The sequence below is a fragment of the Paenibacillus sp. EKM301P genome (assembly GCF_011800295.1).
Taxonomy (GTDB): domain Bacteria; phylum Bacillota; class Bacilli; order Paenibacillales; family Paenibacillaceae; genus Paenibacillus; species Paenibacillus polymyxa.
In genome coordinates this window covers 261,372-281,036 of sequence record NZ_JAALFM010000003.1, presented here as the reverse complement: position 1 = coordinate 281,036, position 19,665 = coordinate 261,372, and the positions used below count along the sequence as shown (strand labels likewise).

Genomic DNA, 19,665 nt, shown 5'->3' with positions numbered 1-19,665 from the left:
GCGCCTTGTGCGCTACCGGTTCTTGATATGTATAACACTACATTTTGTAGTGTTAATTATCTAATCGGTATACAACTTAAAGGAGATGAGCTTATGAATCAAACGCTTGCGAATATTGGATTGTTATTGGTACGAATTTTTACAGGAGTTATTTTTATCGTTCACGGTGCACAAAAGTTTCAGGGACTAGACGGAACCTCCGGATTCTTCCAGAGCCTCGGACTCCCTGGCTGGATGGCCCCTGTGGTCGCTACGGTTGAGTTGGTTGGAGGGATTGCACTGGTTCTGGGTATCGGAACACGACTGGCTGGAGCGGCATTGACCATCGTAATGATCGGTGTATTGCTGACTGCAAAAAAAGGACAGCCTTTTGGCTCGATTGAATTTGATCTCCTGATTTTGTTCACCAGTCTTCAGCAAGCCCTTGTCGGTGGGCGTTTTCTGGCGGTGGATCAGTTGTTTGGCCGTAAAAAGGCTGAAAATAGTAACGTGCAGGTCTAAATGTTCATATTACCGCATCCTTAGTCTCATAGGATGCGGTTTTTGTTTTGCTCTTTTATGAAAATTCTTTGTAAATGATTTGCTACTTTCTGCCGATATAACTTACATGAAATGTAATGAAATAATATCGCTTTTTGAGCAAAGGGGAAGAAAGATACATGGCAACAACGCGAAAAAGAAAGACCATATGGACACTCAGGAACAAGTTGATTTTAGGTTTTTTACTTGTTTTGCTGATTCCAAGTTTAAGTATTTCCATTGCAACCTATGAATCATCATATAATGCTATGGAAAAACAGCTTTACAGCAGTGCAAATCAGGGGGTAACGACGGCTAACTCCGTGATTGAATATGCAATCGCCAGTAAAATTGAAGATGTGCGATATTTGGCGGAACGCCTCGACGGTTCGATGATTGACGGACCAAATAGTCCCTTGATTCAGCCCAAGCTGATCCAATACATAGGCTTACACGAAGACGCGAAGGATATTTTTGTGGGAACACCGAAGGGGCTGATGATCCGGGGGGTGCCCAAAAAGGACGAAGGGACATTTGATCCTCGCAAACGACCGTGGTACATCGAAGCGATGAAGCAACCGGGCAAGGTAGCGATCACCCCGGTTATCATCAATTCTTCAGGTATTCCTGTAGTTATCGTATCTCAGACGCTTTCCGATCAGTCTGGCGTGATCGGAATCTCTCTGAATCTGGAAAGTGTACGTAAACTGGCCTCCATCAAAGTAGGCCAAGAGGGGTATATCATCATTTTGGATCATACGAAGAAATTCGTGGTCCATCCTACGGCTAAAGCGGGTTCATCTCCTCAGGAGAATTCGCTTGACAGGTTGTATACTGCGCCGAGCGGGAATTTTAAATATATGCATGAAGGCCGCGAGAAATATTTGACCTATGTAACGAATGAGGATACCGGCTGGAAAATCGCAGGTACCTTCTATCAATCCGAGATTAGCGATGCCACCGCTGCCATGCGTTATGTAACCATTTTTGTGCTGGCTGCCTCGTTGGTAATTGCGCTTATCGCGATTTTCCTGATTACCCGTTCTGTTCTGGTACCGATTCGTAAGCTGCAAAAATCAGCAGAACGAATCAGCGAAGGAGATTTGACGGGTGATTTGGAAACTGGAAAAACAGATGAGGTAGGCGAGCTATCTGCTCACTTTCAAACCATGGTGGATAGTTTGCGCACGATGATTCGAAGCGTACGCGAAACGACAGATCGGGTAAGTTCTTCAGCGGAAGAACTGGCTGCGGGTGCAGATCAGACGACCCAAGCTATTGAGCATGTTACTATTGCTATTCAGGAAGTAGCTGTAGGCAGCGAACGTCAGCTGCAAAGCGTCAAGCATGGCTCTGTGAGTATGGAGGGACTGGCTCAGCAAGCAGCGGATGTATCCGAGCGTATGGTGGGTGTATCTGAACATGTGAAGATGAACGCCGAGTCAGCACAGGAAGGTAGCAAGGCTGCTACGCAGGCTGTACAGAAAATGCATGATATCGACGAGACTGTTCATGATCTTGGACAAGCTATGGACTCCCTGAGTGAGCGCTCCGGTGAAATCGTGAATATTATCAGTGTTATATCTGGTATTGCCAAACAGACTAATTTGTTGGCATTGAATGCATCCATTGAGGCCGCACGCGCTGGGGATCATGGCAAAGGATTTGCCGTGGTTGCTACAGAGGTACGCAAGCTGGCTGAGGAATCTGCCAAATCGGCTACCTTGATTTCGGAGCGCATTGAAGCGATGCAGGTGGATATGAACCATGCTTTGGGCGCGATGCAACAAGCGCGGGTACGGGTGACGGAAGGTATTGATTCGGTAACCACATCCGAGCATTCCTTTGCGGAAATCAGTCAGGCTGTCGAACGCGCGATGGGGCATATCCATGATATTACCGGAGTGACTCAGGAAATGGCACGGGGGACTGTAGGCGTCGCAGATATTATGAGCGATATTTCCCACATCTCGGACGAGGCAGCGAGCAACACCGAGTCGATCTCAGCGGCGGCTGAGCAACAGCTGGCTTCCATCGAGGAAATTGCTTCATCCACAGCAGACCTGAGCCAAATGGCAGAGGAGCTGCGCGAACTGGTTGGACGTTTCCAGGTTGAAAAAAAATCCTGAAATGATAAAAAGCGCCCGGATACCGGAGGTTATATTCCGTATCCAGGCGCTTTTTTTGATGTTTTATCATAACTTTGGTTCGCAGGGTTAGAAGTCACCGTTGAACGACTTGCGGCGATTCAGACGGAAACGGGCACCCCGTGAGCTGTTGGACGGACGCAGAGAGCTTCTCTGAAACATATTGTTCAGAATCAGTGCGAAAATGACCAGTACAGTCCCGTACAGTTCAAAACGGCTAATGGCATAGCCTTGAAAATACATAAGTACCAGCGTGGTAATCGGTACAAAATTAATAAATAGAATACCGTTTAGCGGAGACAGCTTGCGGATTCCGGCATTCCAACTCAGCAAGGCCGCTAGCCCTGGAAGCAGGATCATAAAGCTCATTTCGTATTTGACTGACCATACGTGCTGCCAATCCGGCACTGCAATCCAGTTGAAAGCAGAGGCAAAGGTCACGACTACAAAAGAAACCAGAGTTCCAAGCAGGCAGGTCAAGGTTGAATATCGAAGAGTAGACCACCCTGCAAAATGACTGCCTCCCATGGAATATACGACCCAACCGACGACACCCACGAAAATAAGCAGCAGCGCCAATAGATGTTGTCCGGCAAGCGTGAAAAAGGTCCATTTGCCGTTCGTGATAACCAGTAATGCCCCAGCCAGCGCAATCAACATGCTGATTAATGTATATTTTGGAGGCATTTTACGGGTCATGATCCACACCATCGCAATGGAGATCATCGGCATTAGCACTTCCATAATAGCAGCTACAAGGGTACCTGCTGCCCCCATCGCGTGCTGTCCCTGGAAAACGGCCATATTATAAATGGTAAATCCCATAGTTCCGAAGAACAATAACACCTTGCCCTTGCCCTCAAAGCGAAATGCAGTCCGTCCCTCTTTGAGCCACAATAGCACTATTAATATGAGTGTAACCGATAAATAGCGCAAAAATGAAAAGTACAGTGGATTAATATGCTGTAATGCAATGTGCGAAACCGGAAACATCGCCCCCCAGGACATACTGGCGATCAGGCATAGTAAAGATCCGGTCATGATCTGTTTGTTCATGGTGTACAAAAGCTCCTCCTTGCCGGTCTCAGCGGACATATCTTATGGACACATCATAAAGGATAGGAAGCTGTTGGTAAAATGATTGAAAATAAACATTATGATCATTTAAAATGATGATAAGTGACAAGGCGCGTCAATTTTGGTGGTCCTTGCCCTTCACAATAAGGGGGAACAGTAGTGGATCTGAACGATTTAAACATTTTCCAGACGGTGGCTGCACATGGCAGTGTCAGCAAGGCTGCAGCCGAGCTTAGCTACGTCCAGTCCAATGTAACGGCCAGAATCAAGCTGCTGGAAAAGGAACTGCAGACGCCTTTATTTTATAGACATAAGCGGGGGATGATCCTCAATGCTGAGGGCAAGCGTCTGCTGCAATATACGAAAAGCATTTTATCGCAATTTGAGGAAATGAAGCATGCGTTTCAGAACACCTCTACACCTTCAGGGGTGCTGGAGATTGGTATCGTGGAGACTGTCATTGCCCTTCCAGCCATTTTACATGCTTACTACAGTAAGTACCCGGATGTCGAGTTGTCCCTCAAGGCCGGGGTTACGGAATCACTGGTGCAGGAGGTTGCAGAAATGCGACTGGATGGAGCCTTTGTAACCGGACCAGTCAAGCATCCGCTCATTGAACAGTTTGATGTATTTCAGGAAAAGCTGGTCCTCGTATCTCAAGGAAATGACTTTTCGGTTGACGATTTTACAACTCGTCCGCTCCTGGTATATAAAAAAGGCTGCGGATATCGGGGAAGACTGGAAACCTGGCTCAAAATGGAGGGGATTATCCCCAAGCGGATCATGGAGTTTGGGACATTTGAGACGATTATCGGCAGTGTAGCGGCAGGCATTGGAATGACCGTTTTCCCCGAATCCTCGATCAGCGGGCTGGTGGCTCAAGGTCTTGTGTGCGGTCATGCCATCCCTGAGCCTTACAATGAAGTGACAACGGTGTTTATCCGCCGTAAGGAGGCCTTCGTTACCAGTACCTTGCAGTCTTTTATAGATGAGATTACCACTCAGACAGAAGCGTAGCTTTATGGCTTGGGCTCGGGTACAATGAGAGGGATTTGATCTCATTGTTCATCCTTGAAGGAGGGCTATTATGTTTACAATATATCCGGCTGCTTCCCGATTCAGCTTCGATAAGGGATGGCTGCGGGGGAGCCACAGCTTTTCATTCGCGGAGTATCAGGATGAGAACAATACAGCGTTTGGTCCTATGCGTGTCTGTAATGACGATGTCATCGCACCAGGTCGGGGCTTTGGGGCGCATCCGCACAGCGATATGGAGATTGTCTCCATTGTGCTGTATGGGGAGCTGCGTCATGAAGACAACCGTGGACATGTGGCGGTGACCCGTTTTGGAGGCATTCAGCGAATGTCAGCGGGGCACGGCATCATTCATACGGAGCACAACGCTTCGCAAACCGAGGATGTCAGTCTGCTGCAATTGTGGTTTAGTCCGCACACAAGAGGATTGCAACCTTCCTATGAGACTACAACGTTCAATACGGAACGTCTGCAAGGTCAGCTCCTGCCTGTCGTTGCTGGAAAGCGTGTACCCGGCACGGAGGGTGAGATAGCTTCAATCAATCAGGATTTAACGATTTATTTAAGCAAGCTTCAGCCCGGGGAACAAGTAGAATTTACACAGGCCGAGGGTCGGCGCGTGTTCCTGTTCGTCATCGAGGGCTCACTGCGTGTCAACGGTGAACATCTTCTGCAAGGCCGAGACTCTGCTCGTATAGAGGAGGAGCCGAAGCTATCACTGAAGGCAGAGGATTCTGTTTTTTATATGTTGATTGATTTGCCCTAAAAGGAGGTGCGCACAATGGCGCAGCAGGAAACATGGCTGATCAAGCATGCCGTCACAGGGCGAAGCTTTGCTGACAGCCGCAAGCAGCGTTTCGATTGTCGTTTGGAATCGGCGGACGGCGTGTTTCGCTTCACGCTTCAAGAGTTGCCGAGTGAGGCAGCGGAGGCGATTGTGCGTTTCAGCGAGGAGCTGAACGTATTTCGTTTTGTAACGCCCGCAGATGGCGGATTCGTGGTAAAGCATTGGTATTACGTCACCCCGGAAAGTGTACAATATCATGCTCAGATCGGTGAGCTTACGTTCGAAGCCGGTTCTGAGATTGAATACCATCCCGAGGAGTATTGGGGAGATTAAATCTTCTTGATCATAAATGTTCGGATGTATAATTGATTTTCGAAGGCTCTGCATCATTGCAGGGTCTTTTTGTTATGAGTTCAAGATGGTGAGTTCATTGGATACATAATCCTTTGCAGGCTGGTACATCCTATATGTCATATTAACTGATCGGTTTATTCGTAAAGGGGGGACTAACGATGAAGAAAGGGCGCTTTCCCAAGCTGCCAAAGCTACCGTGGAGCCGGAGAGCGGTTCCAGCCGCTGAACGCAAAACACGAAATGCTCGTGTGCCCAAAGGGCTGCCTGAGTCTTCATGGCTGGAAGAGCCACTGCGCAGCAGTCTGGAAGACAATAGGGTCGCAATGCGTGATATTTTCAAGGAATGCTCTGATATCGTCTACCGAGAGCTCATGATTTCCCCTGAACGAAAAGGGTTGCTGGCATATTTCGAAGGTACGGTAAAATCAGAGGATTTGCAGGATCATATTCTGCGGCCTGTCATCTTGGGCATGATGCTCAAGGACCCTGAAGTGAACGGCAAATTGGAGCCGCTGGATGAGACTCGTATTTCCATGTCCCAGACCAAAACGATGGACGAATGGAAGCAGGTATCGGCAGCGATACTGGACGGCAATGCCGCTCTGTTCGTAGATGGAACGGCTCGTGCTTATATTTTCAGCGCCAAGGGAGGCGTCCGCCGTGGCGTGGAGGAGCCGCAGACCGAGGCTGTTATTCGCGGGCCACGTGAGGGCTTCACGGAGACGCTTCGCGTGAATACGGCACTGCTACGATTCAAGCTGAAGACCTCCAAGCTCAAGATGCACAGCATGACCCTCGGAACAGAAACTCAAACGAGCGTCGTCCTTACCTATGTTGAAGGGATCATAGATCCGAAGCTGGTGGAGGATGTTAAAAAGCGCCTCAGCGATATTAAAATTGATGGTGTTCTGGAGACTGGATATATTGAGGAACTGATTGAGGATCACCCATATTCACCGTTTCCGCAAATGGAATACACCGAACGTCCCGATACCGTCACCGCGCAATTACTGGAAGGACGGTTTGCCATTTTTGTGGACGGCACGCCTTTTGCCCTGATTGGACCAGTCACGATGTGGCAAATGATGCAAGCGAGCGAAGATTATTACGAGCGCTTCTTCATCAGTAATATGGTGCGCTGGATTCGTTTTCTTTTTCTCATCATGGCTCTCTTTCTGCCAGCATTATATGTAGCGGTGACGACCTATCATCATGATATGCTGCCAACGACACTCATATTGAGTATTGCGGCGGCTCGGGAATCCATCCCTTTTCCAGCCCTGGTGGAAGCATTGATGATGGAAATTTCCTTTGAGGCGCTGCGAGAAGCTGGGATTCGTCTCCCCAAAACGGTTGGTCAGGCTGTCAGTATCCTTGGGGCGCTCGTTATTGGTCAGGCCGCAGTACAGGCAGGAATCGTATCGGCGCCAATAGTTATTGTTGTGTCGCTCACAGGTATTGCCTCGTTTACCATACCGCGTTTTAATTTTGCGATTACGGTTCGTCTGCTGCGATTTCCAATCATGCTGATGGCTGGTTTATTTGGCTTGTTTGGCATCATTATTGCGACAACGCTAATTGCTACGCACCTAACCAAGCTAACATCGTTTGGTGTCCCTTATATGAGTGGATATAGCCCGTACAACCATATGGATCAAAAGGATATTATCGTCCGTGCACCTTGGTGGAAAATGACCAAACGTCCTTCATGGATTGGTAAGGACAACAACAAACGAGCGAAGAAAGAGATGAACGGATCGCCTAAAACCGAGGAGGGATGGTGATGAAGTCCACATCAAATACACAGCAAATACGTAAAGCAGCTGTACTTTGTTGTCTACTGCTTTGTTCTGTTCTTTTGGGAGGATGTTGGGATCGCCGTGAAGTGAATGATGTGGCCTTTGTGATGGGTACCGGACTGGATAAGGAAGGCGATCAATACCGGGTAACGATGCAAATTGCTCTGCCCGGACAGCTCGGATCTTCGGGTAGCACAGGAGGAGGGGGAGGTACCAGTGGTACGAAGTCCTACTACCTGGAGTCCAAAACAGGTCCAAGCTTCCGGGGAGCAAGTACTGAGGAACAGCGAGAGGTTTCGCGAACACTGAATTACTCTCATCGACGGGTGCTGCTGTTCGGGGAGACGCTGGCACGAGAAGGGATTAGCAAAATGATGGATGTCATTGCACGTATTCCGCAGAACCGCCTGTCTTCCCTTGTTGTTATTACAAAGGGGTCAGCGATGGAAATGCTTCAGGCAGATGCTCCGATTGAGCAATATCCAGCGGAAATGGTGCGTGAGCTCAACTTTTCCTATATGAAGAAACCTCGTTCCGTTAAATTGCTGATGAATTCCGTCCTGCTGGAAGGCATTGATCCGGTAGTGCCGGTAATGTCTCTGGTGAAGAATGGGCCTGATAGTCTTAAAGACAAGAAGACAAATATTCAGGTCGATGGACTGGCTGTCTTTCGACAAGACAGGTTAACAGGGGTTATTGATAATCACCTCAGTCGGTTTCTGCTGTTGGGTATGGAGCAAGCCAAGGAAACAGAAATTTTTATCCCCCCTCCCAAAGGTAGAGGTTACATATCTGTGCATCTCATCGAAAATAAAGTCCATATCGAGCCCTTTATTCGGGGGGACGAGATTCGAATGGCGGTTCATATGAACTGCAATGGGAATGTGAAGGAAAATGAGACGAGCTTCGATATTTCCAGAGAGGAGAATTTGAAGTGGCTGGAGCAGCAGACGGTCGAGGAGATCAAGAGGGAGCTGGGAGAGGCTGTCAAGGAAATTCAGCAAAAGTATCATTCAGACGTGCTTGGCCTGGGCCGGGCTATTATTACCAATCACCCGGATGAGTGGAAACGGATTAAACCTCAGTGGGCGCAATTGTATCCCAAGGTGGAGGTTACCATAGATCCGGTCGTGCATATTGAGAATATCGGTGCGGTCACCAAACCATTCGGGGTCAAAAAGGAGCAAATCCAGAATGAATAAAGTATTTCTATTACCTTTATTGCTGGCTATGCTCTTCATGTATCTGATTGACCGTAAACGTATTAGCAATGCACCTGCCGTCAATCGCTGGGTCTCCCGCGTACTGTATGTCATTAGCATTGGTATCTGGATTTACGGCACATCGACGAAGAGCACTGTTTATGTGGCTACTTGGCTGACCCGATTTATTGACATGTGGCTCCCCACCGCGTTGTAAATCGTGTAATGGATGCCTGCGGGCAAAAGGAGGATGTACCTGCATGAAACAGTTCACAACCAGACAAATTGTGCTGTTTAGTGTATTGATGGAGGTCGGTATTACCCTTATACATGCTCCGGCGCAGGCAGCAGATCACGCGAATCAGCATGCCTACTGGACCTGTATAATTGCAGCCATCGTGCTCTGCTTGCCGATCTGGGCGATGTTGAAACTCAAGCGGCGTTTCCCTGATCAGGATCTGATGGAGGCGATGGTAAGCTCTCACCCTGTGTCGGGGCGTGTGCTGCTTGCAATTTACTTTATTTTATTTCTGATCATTTTTGCGCGGGATTTGAGGATTATTACCGATTTGGTGGAGGTGGTTCTTTTGCCGCTGACTCCAATTGTGGTCGTATCTCTTATTGTGCTATTGACTATGGCATTTATGGTTAAAGGTGGAATAAGTACCCTTGTCAATATGACCGAGATTTTTGTGCCATTGTTGATTGTGACACTGTTGACTATGCCGCTTTTTTTTGGAGGTAATATGGATTTTTCGATGCTGAGACCCTATTTACATCCGGAGGTAGATGGAGTGATCAAGGGGAGCTGGCGCATGCTCGGATATATGGCCGATATCATGATCGTTCCCTTTGTGATTTCTGGGAAGAGCTATAATGGGCGTAGTGCGTGGTTGGGGCATTTACTCGGAACCGCTATTATAATCATGCTGGTGTTGCTGTCGGAGTTGGTGATTGGAGTTCCTATCTTGTCACGACTGTTTTATCCATCGTATGAACTGGTGCGTCAGTTGCAGCTAACGGACTTTCTGGATCGGTTCGACTTGTTCGTGTCGGCATTGACCGTACCAGCCTTTCTTACGAAGATTGGAGTTGATCTGTACGTTACCAGTTTGGCGGTAAAGCGTATGTTTGCCCATGTCTGGGGGAGCCTGATGGTTTGGCCCATAGGTTTGTTAGGTTATGTCTGTTCGTTTATGTTGTTCTCCAACATCGTACAAATTTATGATTTCAGCCGGGAATGGACTGCGGTGATGGTCATCTTTTTTGTATTCATGCCCTTCTTGCTGTGGATGTTGCTCCGACCCAAATTTAAAGGGAGAGGTGATGATGATTCATCATCTGGCAGGGAGAGGGATAGAAGTGATCAGAAAGAAGGTCAGCAGGAAAGCCAGCAGGAAAGCGAAACAGGACACGCCCACTTATAAGATTACTGTATTTATCGAAAAAGTAATTCTTATTTGTCTTTTGCCTCTCTGATTGTATACTTGGTAGAAAGAAATACGACATCTACAAGGGAGGCAACAGCATGGCACAACGCATGGCAGGTAAGAGAGTCGCTCTTGCCGGTCCCCGTAAAGCAGAAGAAATGGCGTTGCTAGTTATGAAGATGGGGGGCGAGCCAGTAGAACGCCCGGCCCAGGGGACTGTTTTTCTGGATGATATCGAGCTGCGCAACGCTGTTGTATCGTGGGTGAAGAACCCTCCGGACTGGTACATCTTCACGACAGGTATGGGACTGGATGCTCTGTTCGATATGGCAGAGGATATGGGCGTGGCCGAGCAGATTATAGAGTTGCTGCAATCCTCCAACGTTGCAGCACGGGGCTACAAGACGGTCAATGGACTCAAAAAGCGTGGCTTTACGCCAGCAGTACGGGACGAGGACGGAAGTTTGATCGGATTGACACGGGCTTTTGCCCCATATGATCTGAAGGGGAAGGAAGTACTGTTGCAACTGCATGGAGACCCGGCCCCCCGGTTGGTAGAGTGGCTGGATGAGCAAGGCGCAGTGACCCGCCAAGTACTTCCTTATAAGCATATCCCACCTGAAGAAGCAAAATTGCAGGCGCTACTAGATGATGTTATAAACCGTACGATTGATGCCGTTACGTTCACGAGTGGTCCGCAAATTCGATTTTTGGCCCAATATGCCAGAAAGCAAAATCGAATGGAGGATTTACTGGAAGCCTTTCGTGAAGATGTCATTGCTGTATCGGTAGGCAAGGTGACTGCACAATCCATTTTGGAAGAAGGGATTGAACGAGTCGTATTTCCAACTGAAGAGCGCATGGGTGCGATGATGGTGGAGCTGGGCAAATATTTCGAACATAGCGATTCGGTGCATGGCTGTGGTCTGAAGAGCGTGAACGGTCATTTGAAATGAGCTAGAACTGATAAATGCAGTAAGCTAAAAATGAACTTATATTTACTAATACAGAGTAAAATAGAGATAAGGGCCTACGAGGTCTTTATCTTTTTTTGTTGGACATGCATCGCAAAGTTTTTTGTTATAGCGAAAATATTTATCTAATATAATGAATAAGTTTCGATGCATGATATTGAGGACAGGAGCTGAGACATTTATGAATTCTATTTGTGTATTTGCAGGGTCCAGACCTGGACATTCATTGGTATATGTTGAGGCGGCAGGCAAGCTGGGTGAAGCTATGGCTCGCCAGCATATCCGTTTAATTTATGGTGGCTCCAGCAGAGGGCTGATGGGTAAGGTGGCGGATGGACTGTTGGCGGGTGACGGTCAGGTCACCGGCATTATGCCCACCCTGTTATTCGATGCAGAGATCATTCATCGGGGAGTTACCGAGTTTATTGAGGTAGCAAGCATGCATGAACGTAAAGCGGCGATGAGCGAGATGGCCGATGCGTTTATAGCCCTTCCGGGAGGCTTGGGAACCTTTGAGGAGCTGTTCGAGGTATTGTGCTGGGCGCAAATCGGTATACATCGCAAGCCCATTGGGCTGCTGAATGTGAATGGATATTTTGACCCGTTGGTAGAAATGGTACGTCATAGCGTGCAGGAAGGGTTTACCGGAGCTGATCATCCAGCGCTACTGAGTATATCTGCGGACCCGGATGAACTGCTGCATATGTTGAAAAATAAAGCAGATAACTTGAAATAAAGCTTTTTTCGTGCTTGCACAACTGATTGAGGCAAGGTTATGATAAGACCCATAATCAAATAGCGGACAGACAAGGTGCCTTTGCGGTTGAGCAAAGGGTAACAGGGAATCGGGTGCAAGTCCCGAGCGGTCCCGCCACTGTAAGGAAGAGGGTTCTTTTAAATGGTCACTCGTACAAAACGGGGAAGACGAGAGAATCCGTTGATGCCAAGCCAGGAGACCTACCTTGATCTGTATGCACCGTTAACCTTCGCGGAGAGGATGGGTGTACGAAATCAGGAAATCAGGCACACGTTGCTTTTTCCATGTTGGTTACAGGTTTGCGTGGATATGAACGTGCAGCAGCGTTTGAAGCGTAAACAAAACAGATGGAAAACAACGGCAGATAGGAGGAAGGCAAGAACTGTCTTCTTACGCTGTTTCGTCTGGTAAGAGAGATACGTACATAGGAACCCCATCCGGGCAGGATGGGTTTTTTTTGAGTTAAAGGATGCCACAAATTATTGAAATAGATAGTATAGCTGCCCTGAAAAGGATGATAGGAGGAGCACGATGAGCCCATTAGGAAAATTGCTGGTGATTGGATTTGGACCAGGAGATATGGAACATATCACAAAACGGGCGTTGGATGCGCTGGCCGAAAGTGAGGTCATTATCGGCTACAATACCTACGTTGATTTGATCCGTCCGTTGTTGAACGGACAGGAGATTGTACGCACAGGGATGACAGAAGAAGTGAGCCGTGCGCAGGAGGCGGTTCGCCAAGCAGAGATGGGTAAGAAGGTAGCCGTCATTTCTAGTGGAGATGCTGGGGTCTATGGCATGGCAGGGCTGGTGTACGAAGTGCTGATGCAAAAAGGCTGGCGTCGCGAGGACGGGGTTGAGGTAGAAGTTGTGCCGGGGATCTCGGCTATTCAATCCTGTGCTTCGTTGTTGGGAGCGCCGGTTATGCATGATGCTTGCACAATCAGTCTGAGTGATCATCTGACCCCGTGGGAAACGATCGTGAAGCGTGTAGAAGCTGCGGCTTCGGCTGATTTTGTGATTGCCTTATACAATCCGCGCAGTGGTCGACGTACCCGCCAGATTGTGGAGACGCAGTCCATTTTGCTCCGTTACCGTGATCCGCAAACTCCAGTTGGACTGGTGAAGAGTGCTTATCGTGAACGTCAGCAGGTTATTGTAACGACGCTGGAAGATATGCTTAACCATGATATCGGGATGCTGACGACCGTAATCATCGGCAATTCCTCGACGACAGTGTATGACGGGTTAATCGTGACTCCGCGCGGCTATCAGCGCAAATACACGCTGGACGCGACCGAGCAAGTGCTCAAACCGCATCAGCGGCTTCGCACGGAAGCGGAGCCGTGGTCGCTGGGCGCGCAAGAGGATCGCGCGCTGGATACACCGCAGGGAGGTGGAGCTCTGACTGCGTCTCCCGAGCCTTCCGCGAGCAGCGCTGCGGTTGCCACGCAGGCACGCCCGCAAGCGATGGCTACCGTGCAGGCTGCGCCCGCGAAGCCAACCGGAGCGGCTCCAGCATCGCTGGCAGCAGAGGCACTAAGCCGCCTAGCTGTCGGCGGCAAGCTGCCGGGCGAAGCCAATGCTCGCTGGAGCGGGCAAGCGCCTGCCGCCCAGAGCGCCGTCGGAACAGCAACGGTGGCTACGACTGGGAAGGCGTCAGGCGGCTTTGGCAAGCCTGCGCTGTTTGAGGTGGGGGTTTCCCCTGGCGTGGGAAACAAGAAGTTCACTGCTCGGCAGATGGCATTGCTCGCCGAGGTAGCGGGTGATGATGGCGAGCTGGAATACACGCCAGATCATCAGATCGTGCTGCGCGTGCCGTGCGCAGACCCCGAGGAACTGGTCGGACGGCTTCGGGATGAACGATTCATTGTCATGCCGATCGGCGATGTGTTTAAGGTGAAGGCCTGCGACTTCTGCAATATGGAGAAAGATGATGCGGTGCCTGTGGCTGAGCATCTACAGGTTGTACTTGGCGGATTACAGGCACCCAAGGAAACGAGTATTGCTTTGAATGGATGCGGCATGGCTTGCTATGGAGCGGTGCTGGAGGATATCGGCATCGTCTATCGCAAGGGAGGATACGATCTTTTCCTTGGTGGCAAAAAATTTGGCCGAAATGCTCATGCCGCTCAGCCCGTAGCGGAAGGGATTCCGGGTGATCAGATTACGGATATCGTGGAGAACATTATCGCTGAATATAAGGAAAAAGGGCATCCGAACGAGCGTTTTCATAAATTCTTCAAACGTGTAGGCATCGTTGCCGGTTTCCGGCATGAAGATGCACCAGCAACAGTAGAAGTGAACGCAGTTTGTGGTGATTAAGTGGGTTGGTAGGCTTGATGAACAGGATACAAGCACATATATAAAATAGGGCGTCATGTAGGCTATCCCTATCAATGAGGAGGAAAACACAGCAGTGGATGCAATATTGTTGGTTGGACATGGAAGTCGGGACCCAGAGGGTAATCAGGAACTACTGGAATTTGCGCAAGCGGTGGCAGATCGGGCGCCAGGTACGTGTGTAGAAACCTGTTTTCTGGAGTTGGCACGCCCAAGTATTGCCGAAGGAGTACAGGCGTGTATGGACAAAGGGGCGACACGTGTCGTTTTTATTCCGATTATTTTGTTCGCAGCAGTGCATGCCAAAATTGATATTCCGAAGGCAATCGACCGGGCAAAGGCAAAATACCCGCAGTTGGAATTTGTATACGGACGTCCGATTGGCGTTCACGAAAAAATCGTTAGTATATTGCTGGACCGCTTGAAGGAGGCTCGTCCAGTCGCAGTTCCAGCGGGAATGAATAGCGCTGTCGAGACATCTGCCCAGGTATCTGACGAAGAAACAGCGGTACTTGTATTAGGACGCGGAAGCAGCGATCCAGACGCGAACAGTGACTTTTTCAAAATCACTCGTATGCTGTGGGAGAAGCTTTCTTATACGTGGGTAGAAAGCAGCTTTATCGGTGTGACGCAGCCTTCTTTTCCCGATGGCCTAGAGCGTTGTGTGCGAATGGGGGCCAAAAAGATTATCGTGCTTCCGTATTTTCTGTTCACGGGTGTGCTGATTAAGCGCATCGAAGAAATGACTCAGGAATTTGCTGAGGCTCACCCGGCTTTACAAGTAGAAATGGGCGGATATTTTGGTTTCCATCCTCAATTGGTTGAGCTGGTGCTGGAGCGAGCTAACGAAGGCTTGTTCGGTAAGGTTACGGCTAATTGCGATAACTGCCAGTTCCGTCTGGAAGCGCAGGAGCATCACCATCATCACCACGACCATGATCACGACCATGACCACGATCACCATCACGACCATGATCATGACCATCACCATCACCACCATCATGCACATGAGCATGATCACCATCACGAGCACCATACACACAGCCACGCTCACGATCATGCGCATGTCCATGCTCACAGCCATAATGACCATGATCACGATCATTCACATGCGCCGTCTGTAGTGAACGTAACCGGGCAGGTGAATGGCTCATGATTTTTATGCTATGCGGAACGAGCGATGCAAGGGAATTGGCGCTGCAAATCCGTGACACCGGCTTTAACGTATTAACTTCGGTCGTAACCGAAAGCGCGGCGGCCAGCTTGTCCGAAGCAGGGCTGGACGTACGTACAGGCCGAATGACAGCCAATGAAATGGGTGCAATGATTCGGGAGAAGGGGATACAGGCCGTTGTTGATGCCAGTCATCCTTTTGCAGAAGAAGCACATGCGAATGCGATGACAGCTGCTCGCGAGTCTGGAGTTCCTTATATTCGCTACGAGCGGACGGGACTGGTGTATGACAATCATCCATTGCTCCATATTGTGTCTTCTTATGAAGAGGCCGCATTAATTGCTAAGCAACTCAAAGGCTCTGTCATGCTTACGACGGGCAGTAAGACGCTCGGCACATTCACCAAGCATCTACTCGGAGACCCGGAGATTCGTCTGGTTGCACGTATGTTGCCGCGCCTCGACAATATGGAGAAATGCGGCGAACTGGGGATGGAGCAAAAAAATATTATTGCCATGCAGGGGCCCTTTTCCCGTGAGATGAACGAAGCATTGTACAAGCACTTTGGTACAACCGTGATGGTCACCAAGGAAAGCGGACGCACGGGAGCAGTGGATGAGAAGGTTCAATCTGCTCTGGATCTGGGTATTCACGTCATTTTGATTTCCAGACCGGAAGTAGAGTTTGGTACGGTATTTGATCATTTCGACGGAGTAATTGATACATTGCGCACAGCAACAGGGAAGATTTCCATTTGAGTTGGTTCAAGTCCCTACGGGTTCAGTTAATCCATAACGACTGCTGGCATGTATCTAAAATATAGTCATCTTAAAATGCGTGTTTTAATAGAAATATCTGTTGTTTTAATACACGAGCAGTTATTTTTCCTAAACTAATTTTCCATAAGGGAGTGGGTCGATACCATGGACTTTAAAACAGACTTTAAACCGCTAACGGTACAGCCGCAGGAGATTGAGGGTAAAAGCTTCGCAATGATCACAGAAGAATTGGGAGAGCATCCATTTACAGCTGAACAATATCCTGTCGTACAGCGTGTCATTCATGCATCTGCTGATTTTGAGTTGGGCCGCAGCATGGTATTTCATCCAAAAGCCATTGAAGCCGGAATTGCAGCTATTCGCGCAGGACAGCCGGTGGTGGCAGATGTGCAGATGATTCAGGCGGGGTTGAGCAAGGATCGCATCCGTCAATTTGGCGGGGATGTTCATGTGTACATATCTGACCCGGACGTGATGGAAGAAGCCAAAAGGCTGAACACGACACGTGCCATTATTTCGATGCGCAAAGCGATTCAGGCGGGCGAAGGTGGAATCTATGCGATTGGTAATGCGCCGACAGCGTTGCTGGAGCTGATTCGTCTGGTGAAAGAAGGAGCGGCTAAGCCTGGACTAGTGATTGGTATGCCCGTAGGTTTTGTATCGGCGGCAGAATCCAAGGACGAGCTACGCAAGCTGGATATTCCGTTCATTACGAATATTGGACGCAAGGGCGGCAGCACGATTGTCGTAGCAGCATTGAATGCAATCTCCTTAATGGCTGTCCGCTAGATGCGGTTGTCCGTTTGCTGTATCATGAAATGAATTAGAGCATGATCAGCAGAAGAGGTTAAGGAGGAATTGGCATGGAAAAGGAAGCGGCGTCCGCCGACAGGCCCAAACGGATGAAAAGTGGTGAAGCTCCCGCGCCGGACAAGCCGATGCGGTCAGGCTTTACGACGGGGGCCTGTGCGGCTGCAGTAGCCAAAGGAGCGGTACAACTGCTCATTACGGGCATAGCGCCGAAGGAAGCGGTGATATCGCTGCCCGCGGGCTTCGATCATGCATTTGAACTGATCGAGCCTGTGTTGGATGCGGACGAAGCTTCCTGCACGACGATCAAGGACGGTGGCGATGACCCGGATGCCACGCATCAGGCGAGAATTAGCGCCTCTGTTAGCTGGCGTGAGGAGCCGGGTATTGAGCTGGACGGCGGCGTCGGCGTCGGGCGGGTAACGAAGCCCGGTCTGCCTGTGCCTGTCGGACAAGCCGCGATCAATCCGGTGCCGCGCCGGATGATTACGGAGGCCGTATCTGGCGTGCTTGAGGAGCACGGATCGGCCAAGGGTGTCCGTGTCGTCATCAGTGTGCCGGACGGCGAGGAAATCGCCAAGAAAACGCTGAACGGGCGACTTGGCATTCTTGGCGGTATTTCCATACTGGGCACACGCGGTGTAGTCGTTCCGTTCTCCACGTCTGCTTATAAAGCCAGCGTGGTGCAGGCTATATCGGTTGCACAAGCGATGAACTGCGAGGAAATTGTCCTGACCACAGGCGGCAGCAGTGAAAAATATGCAATGCAAATGTACGATCAGCTGACGGAAGAAGCCTTTATTCAGATGGGCGACTTTGTCGGCTTTGCAGTCAAGCATGGCAAACGATTGGGAATGAAGAAGATTATTCTCGTCGGTATGCCCGGCAAGCTGTCGAAGGTTGCTCAGGGTGTCATGATGGTTCACTCCAAGAGCGCTCCGGTGGATTTTGGATTTCTGGCCCAGGTTGCGCGTGAGGCAGGTGTGGACGAGTCGCTTGCAACGGCAGTAGCTGAGGCGAATACAGCTACGCAGGTGGCGGATATGATGACCGAAGCGAATGCGCTGAGCTTTTTTGAAAAGTTATGTACCTATGGGTGTCAGCATTGTCTGGAGCATGCAGGTGGTGGAATCACCGTGGAAATGGTACTGGTAACGCTGAAAGGGAACGTGCTGGGGAGGGCGAGAGTCGGTGAGTAGAGTAATTCGTGTCATTGGTATCGGTGAAAATGGAGCGGCAGGTCTGTCGCAGGAGACGCTGGAACAAATCGAGCGTGCCGACCTGCTGGTTGGTGGTGAGCGCCAGCTAGCCTTTTTCGAGGCAGCCGCAGGAGAAAAACGAACATTAAAGAGCGGCTTATCCGCCGTGGTGGAAGAATTGGGACGGTTGCGTGAGCACAAGGATATTGTCGTGCTTGCGTCAGGCGATCCGCTTTTTTTTGGAATTGCAGGTTATTTGTCTGCCAAGCTGGGGGCTGAACACTTGGATATTTTACCCCATCTCAGTTCGGTTCAACTGGCGTTTGCACGTCTCGGTGAAAGCTGGCAGGATGCGGTGCTGGAAAGTGTGCATGGTCGTCCGATGACCGGACTGGCGCAGCGGATCGATGGACAGAACAAGATCGCGCTGCTGACGGATGACCGCAATCATCCCGCCGCGGTTGCCGCTTATCTGCTGCATTTTGGCATGACGGAATATGATGCCTTTGTCGGCGAGCATTTGGGAGGACCAGATGAGACGTATCGGCATTATACGCTGGAAGAGATGGCGCAGGGAACCTTCCAACCCCTGAACGTGGTTGTTTTGCGCCGCCGTAAGGGAGAAGACATGCCAGCGATTCGCCGGGGATTTGGCTTCGAGGATGCGGAATTTCACCAGCGCAAGCCGGAAAAAGGGCTGATCACGAAGCGTGAAGTGCGCGTATTTAGCTTGTCCGAGCTGCGATTGACCGAGCGAAGCATCGTATGGGACATCGGCGCAGGCTCCGGTTCTGTTGCTGTGGAATGTGCGCGGCTGGCCAAGTACGGGCAAGTGTTTGCCATTGAGAAGAATGAAGGCGATCTGGCCAATGTGGAAGCGAACAAGGTCAAATTCCGCACTGATTTTCCAGTGATCCATGCCAAAGCACCTGCCGGATTGGACGAGCTGCCAGACCCGGATGCCGTGTTTATCGGAGGGAGTGGAGGAGAACTGGCAGAACTGATTCGTCTGTGCGCTTCCCGTCTGCGTAAGGATGGGCGAATTGTAGTGAATGCTGCAACCATTGAGACGCTACATGACGGTATGAAGGCGATGCAAGCCGCAGGACTCGAAACCTCGGTGACGTTACTGCAAACAGCGCGTAGCAAGCCGATTTTGAATATGACTCGTTTTGACGGACTCAATCCGATATATGTTATTACAGGACAGCCGCCGGTAGACGTGGCTGACGGAGCAGCAGAGGAGTAAGCTGGTAAATCAAGAGGGGGAGAGACA

General features: G+C 49.8%; 18 protein-coding genes and 1 riboswitch. Of the genes, 17 read left to right on the top strand and 1 reads right to left on the bottom strand.

Going from position 1 to position 19,665, the window contains the following annotated elements; translation table 11 throughout:
- Positions 1-93 precede the first annotated feature (93 nt).
- Together HFD99_RS09480 and HFD99_RS09475 are read left to right on the top strand one after the other, a co-directional pair.
- Positions 94-501 carry a DoxX family protein gene (locus tag HFD99_RS09480; protein WP_013373539.1) on the top strand — a complete coding sequence of 136 codons (408 nt, stop codon included), beginning with the start codon at positions 94-96 and terminating at the stop codon, positions 499-501.
- Positions 502-659: 158 nt separating this feature from the next.
- Positions 660-2,648 carry a methyl-accepting chemotaxis protein gene (locus HFD99_RS09475; RefSeq protein ID WP_025366068.1) on the top strand — a complete coding sequence of 663 codons (1,989 nt, stop codon included), beginning with the start codon at positions 660-662 and terminating at the stop codon, positions 2,646-2,648.
- Between the two features lie 87 nt (positions 2,649-2,735).
- Here the strand turns inward: HFD99_RS09475 and HFD99_RS09470 are convergent, their stop codons facing one another.
- A complete protein-coding gene (locus tag HFD99_RS09470) occupies positions 2,736-3,722 on the bottom strand; it encodes a DMT family transporter (protein WP_025366067.1) in 987 nt (328 codons plus the stop codon).
- Positions 3,723-3,902: 180 nt separating this feature from the next.
- Here HFD99_RS09470 and HFD99_RS09465 point away from each other — a divergent pair, with 180 nt between their 5' ends.
- The 15 genes from HFD99_RS09465 to cbiE all read left to right on the top strand — a co-directional run bounded on the left by HFD99_RS09465 (position 3,903) and on the right by cbiE (position 19,638).
- On the top strand, positions 3,903-4,760 hold the full coding sequence (locus tag HFD99_RS09465; RefSeq protein ID WP_016822786.1) for a LysR family transcriptional regulator: 858 nt from the start codon (positions 3,903-3,905) through the stop codon (positions 4,758-4,760).
- Positions 4,761-4,830: 70 nt separating this feature from the next.
- On the top strand, positions 4,831-5,544 hold the full coding sequence (locus HFD99_RS09460; RefSeq protein WP_025366066.1) for a pirin family protein: 714 nt from the start codon (positions 4,831-4,833) through the stop codon (positions 5,542-5,544).
- Between the two features lie 15 nt (positions 5,545-5,559).
- A complete protein-coding gene (locus tag HFD99_RS09455; RefSeq protein WP_019688877.1) occupies positions 5,560-5,898 on the top strand; it encodes a hypothetical protein in 339 nt (112 codons plus the stop codon).
- Between the two features lie 179 nt (positions 5,899-6,077).
- Positions 6,078-7,703: a spore germination protein gene (locus HFD99_RS09450; RefSeq protein WP_016822789.1), complete on the top strand. Its 1,626-nt coding sequence runs from the start codon at positions 6,078-6,080 to the stop codon at positions 7,701-7,703.
- A complete protein-coding gene (locus HFD99_RS09445; protein WP_025366065.1) occupies positions 7,703-8,920 on the top strand; it encodes a Ger(x)C family spore germination protein in 1,218 nt (405 codons plus the stop codon). The genes HFD99_RS09450 and HFD99_RS09445 overlap by 1 nt, the downstream gene beginning before the upstream one ends.
- Positions 8,913-9,137 (top strand): hypothetical protein, encoded by a 225-nt coding sequence (locus HFD99_RS09440; protein ID WP_013373530.1) that lies wholly within the window; start codon positions 8,913-8,915, stop codon positions 9,135-9,137. The genes HFD99_RS09445 and HFD99_RS09440 overlap by 8 nt, the downstream gene beginning before the upstream one ends.
- A 43-nt stretch (positions 9,138-9,180) precedes the next feature.
- Positions 9,181-10,347: a GerAB/ArcD/ProY family transporter gene (locus HFD99_RS09435; protein WP_025366064.1), complete on the top strand. Its 1,167-nt coding sequence runs from the start codon at positions 9,181-9,183 to the stop codon at positions 10,345-10,347.
- A gap of 101 nt (positions 10,348-10,448) precedes the next feature.
- Positions 10,449-11,306 (top strand): uroporphyrinogen-III synthase, encoded by an 858-nt coding sequence (locus tag HFD99_RS09430; RefSeq protein WP_025366063.1) that lies wholly within the window; start codon positions 10,449-10,451, stop codon positions 11,304-11,306.
- 199 nt (positions 11,307-11,505) lie between these two features.
- Positions 11,506-12,060, top strand: a complete 555-nt coding sequence (locus HFD99_RS09425; protein ID WP_025366062.1) for an LOG family protein — start codon at positions 11,506-11,508, stop codon at positions 12,058-12,060.
- Between the two features lie 57 nt (positions 12,061-12,117).
- Positions 12,118-12,303, top strand: a riboswitch (cobalamin riboswitch).
- A gap of 309 nt (positions 12,304-12,612) precedes the next feature.
- On the top strand, positions 12,613-14,409 hold the full coding sequence (gene cobJ, locus HFD99_RS09420) for a precorrin-3B C(17)-methyltransferase (RefSeq protein WP_025366060.1): 1,797 nt from the start codon (positions 12,613-12,615) through the stop codon (positions 14,407-14,409).
- Between the two features lie 94 nt (positions 14,410-14,503).
- Complete coding sequence (locus HFD99_RS09415; RefSeq protein ID WP_025366059.1) at positions 14,504-15,583, top strand: sirohydrochlorin chelatase; 1,080 nt, start codon at positions 14,504-14,506, stop codon at positions 15,581-15,583.
- Positions 15,580-16,359: a precorrin-6A reductase gene (cobK, locus tag HFD99_RS09410; protein ID WP_016822798.1), complete on the top strand. Its 780-nt coding sequence runs from the start codon at positions 15,580-15,582 to the stop codon at positions 16,357-16,359. Before HFD99_RS09415 ends, cobK begins: the two co-directional genes overlap by 4 nt.
- 165 nt (positions 16,360-16,524) lie before the next feature.
- Complete coding sequence (locus tag HFD99_RS09405; RefSeq protein ID WP_013373522.1) at positions 16,525-17,169, top strand: precorrin-8X methylmutase; 645 nt, start codon at positions 16,525-16,527, stop codon at positions 17,167-17,169.
- 74 nt (positions 17,170-17,243) lie between these two features.
- Positions 17,244-18,389 (top strand): cobalt-precorrin-5B (C(1))-methyltransferase, encoded by a 1,146-nt coding sequence (locus HFD99_RS09400; protein WP_090888849.1) that lies wholly within the window; start codon positions 17,244-17,246, stop codon positions 18,387-18,389.
- On the top strand, positions 18,382-19,638 hold the full coding sequence (cbiE, locus tag HFD99_RS09395; RefSeq protein WP_019688870.1) for a precorrin-6y C5,15-methyltransferase (decarboxylating) subunit CbiE: 1,257 nt from the start codon (positions 18,382-18,384) through the stop codon (positions 19,636-19,638). Before HFD99_RS09400 ends, cbiE begins: the two co-directional genes overlap by 8 nt.
- Positions 19,639-19,665 lie beyond the last annotated feature (27 nt).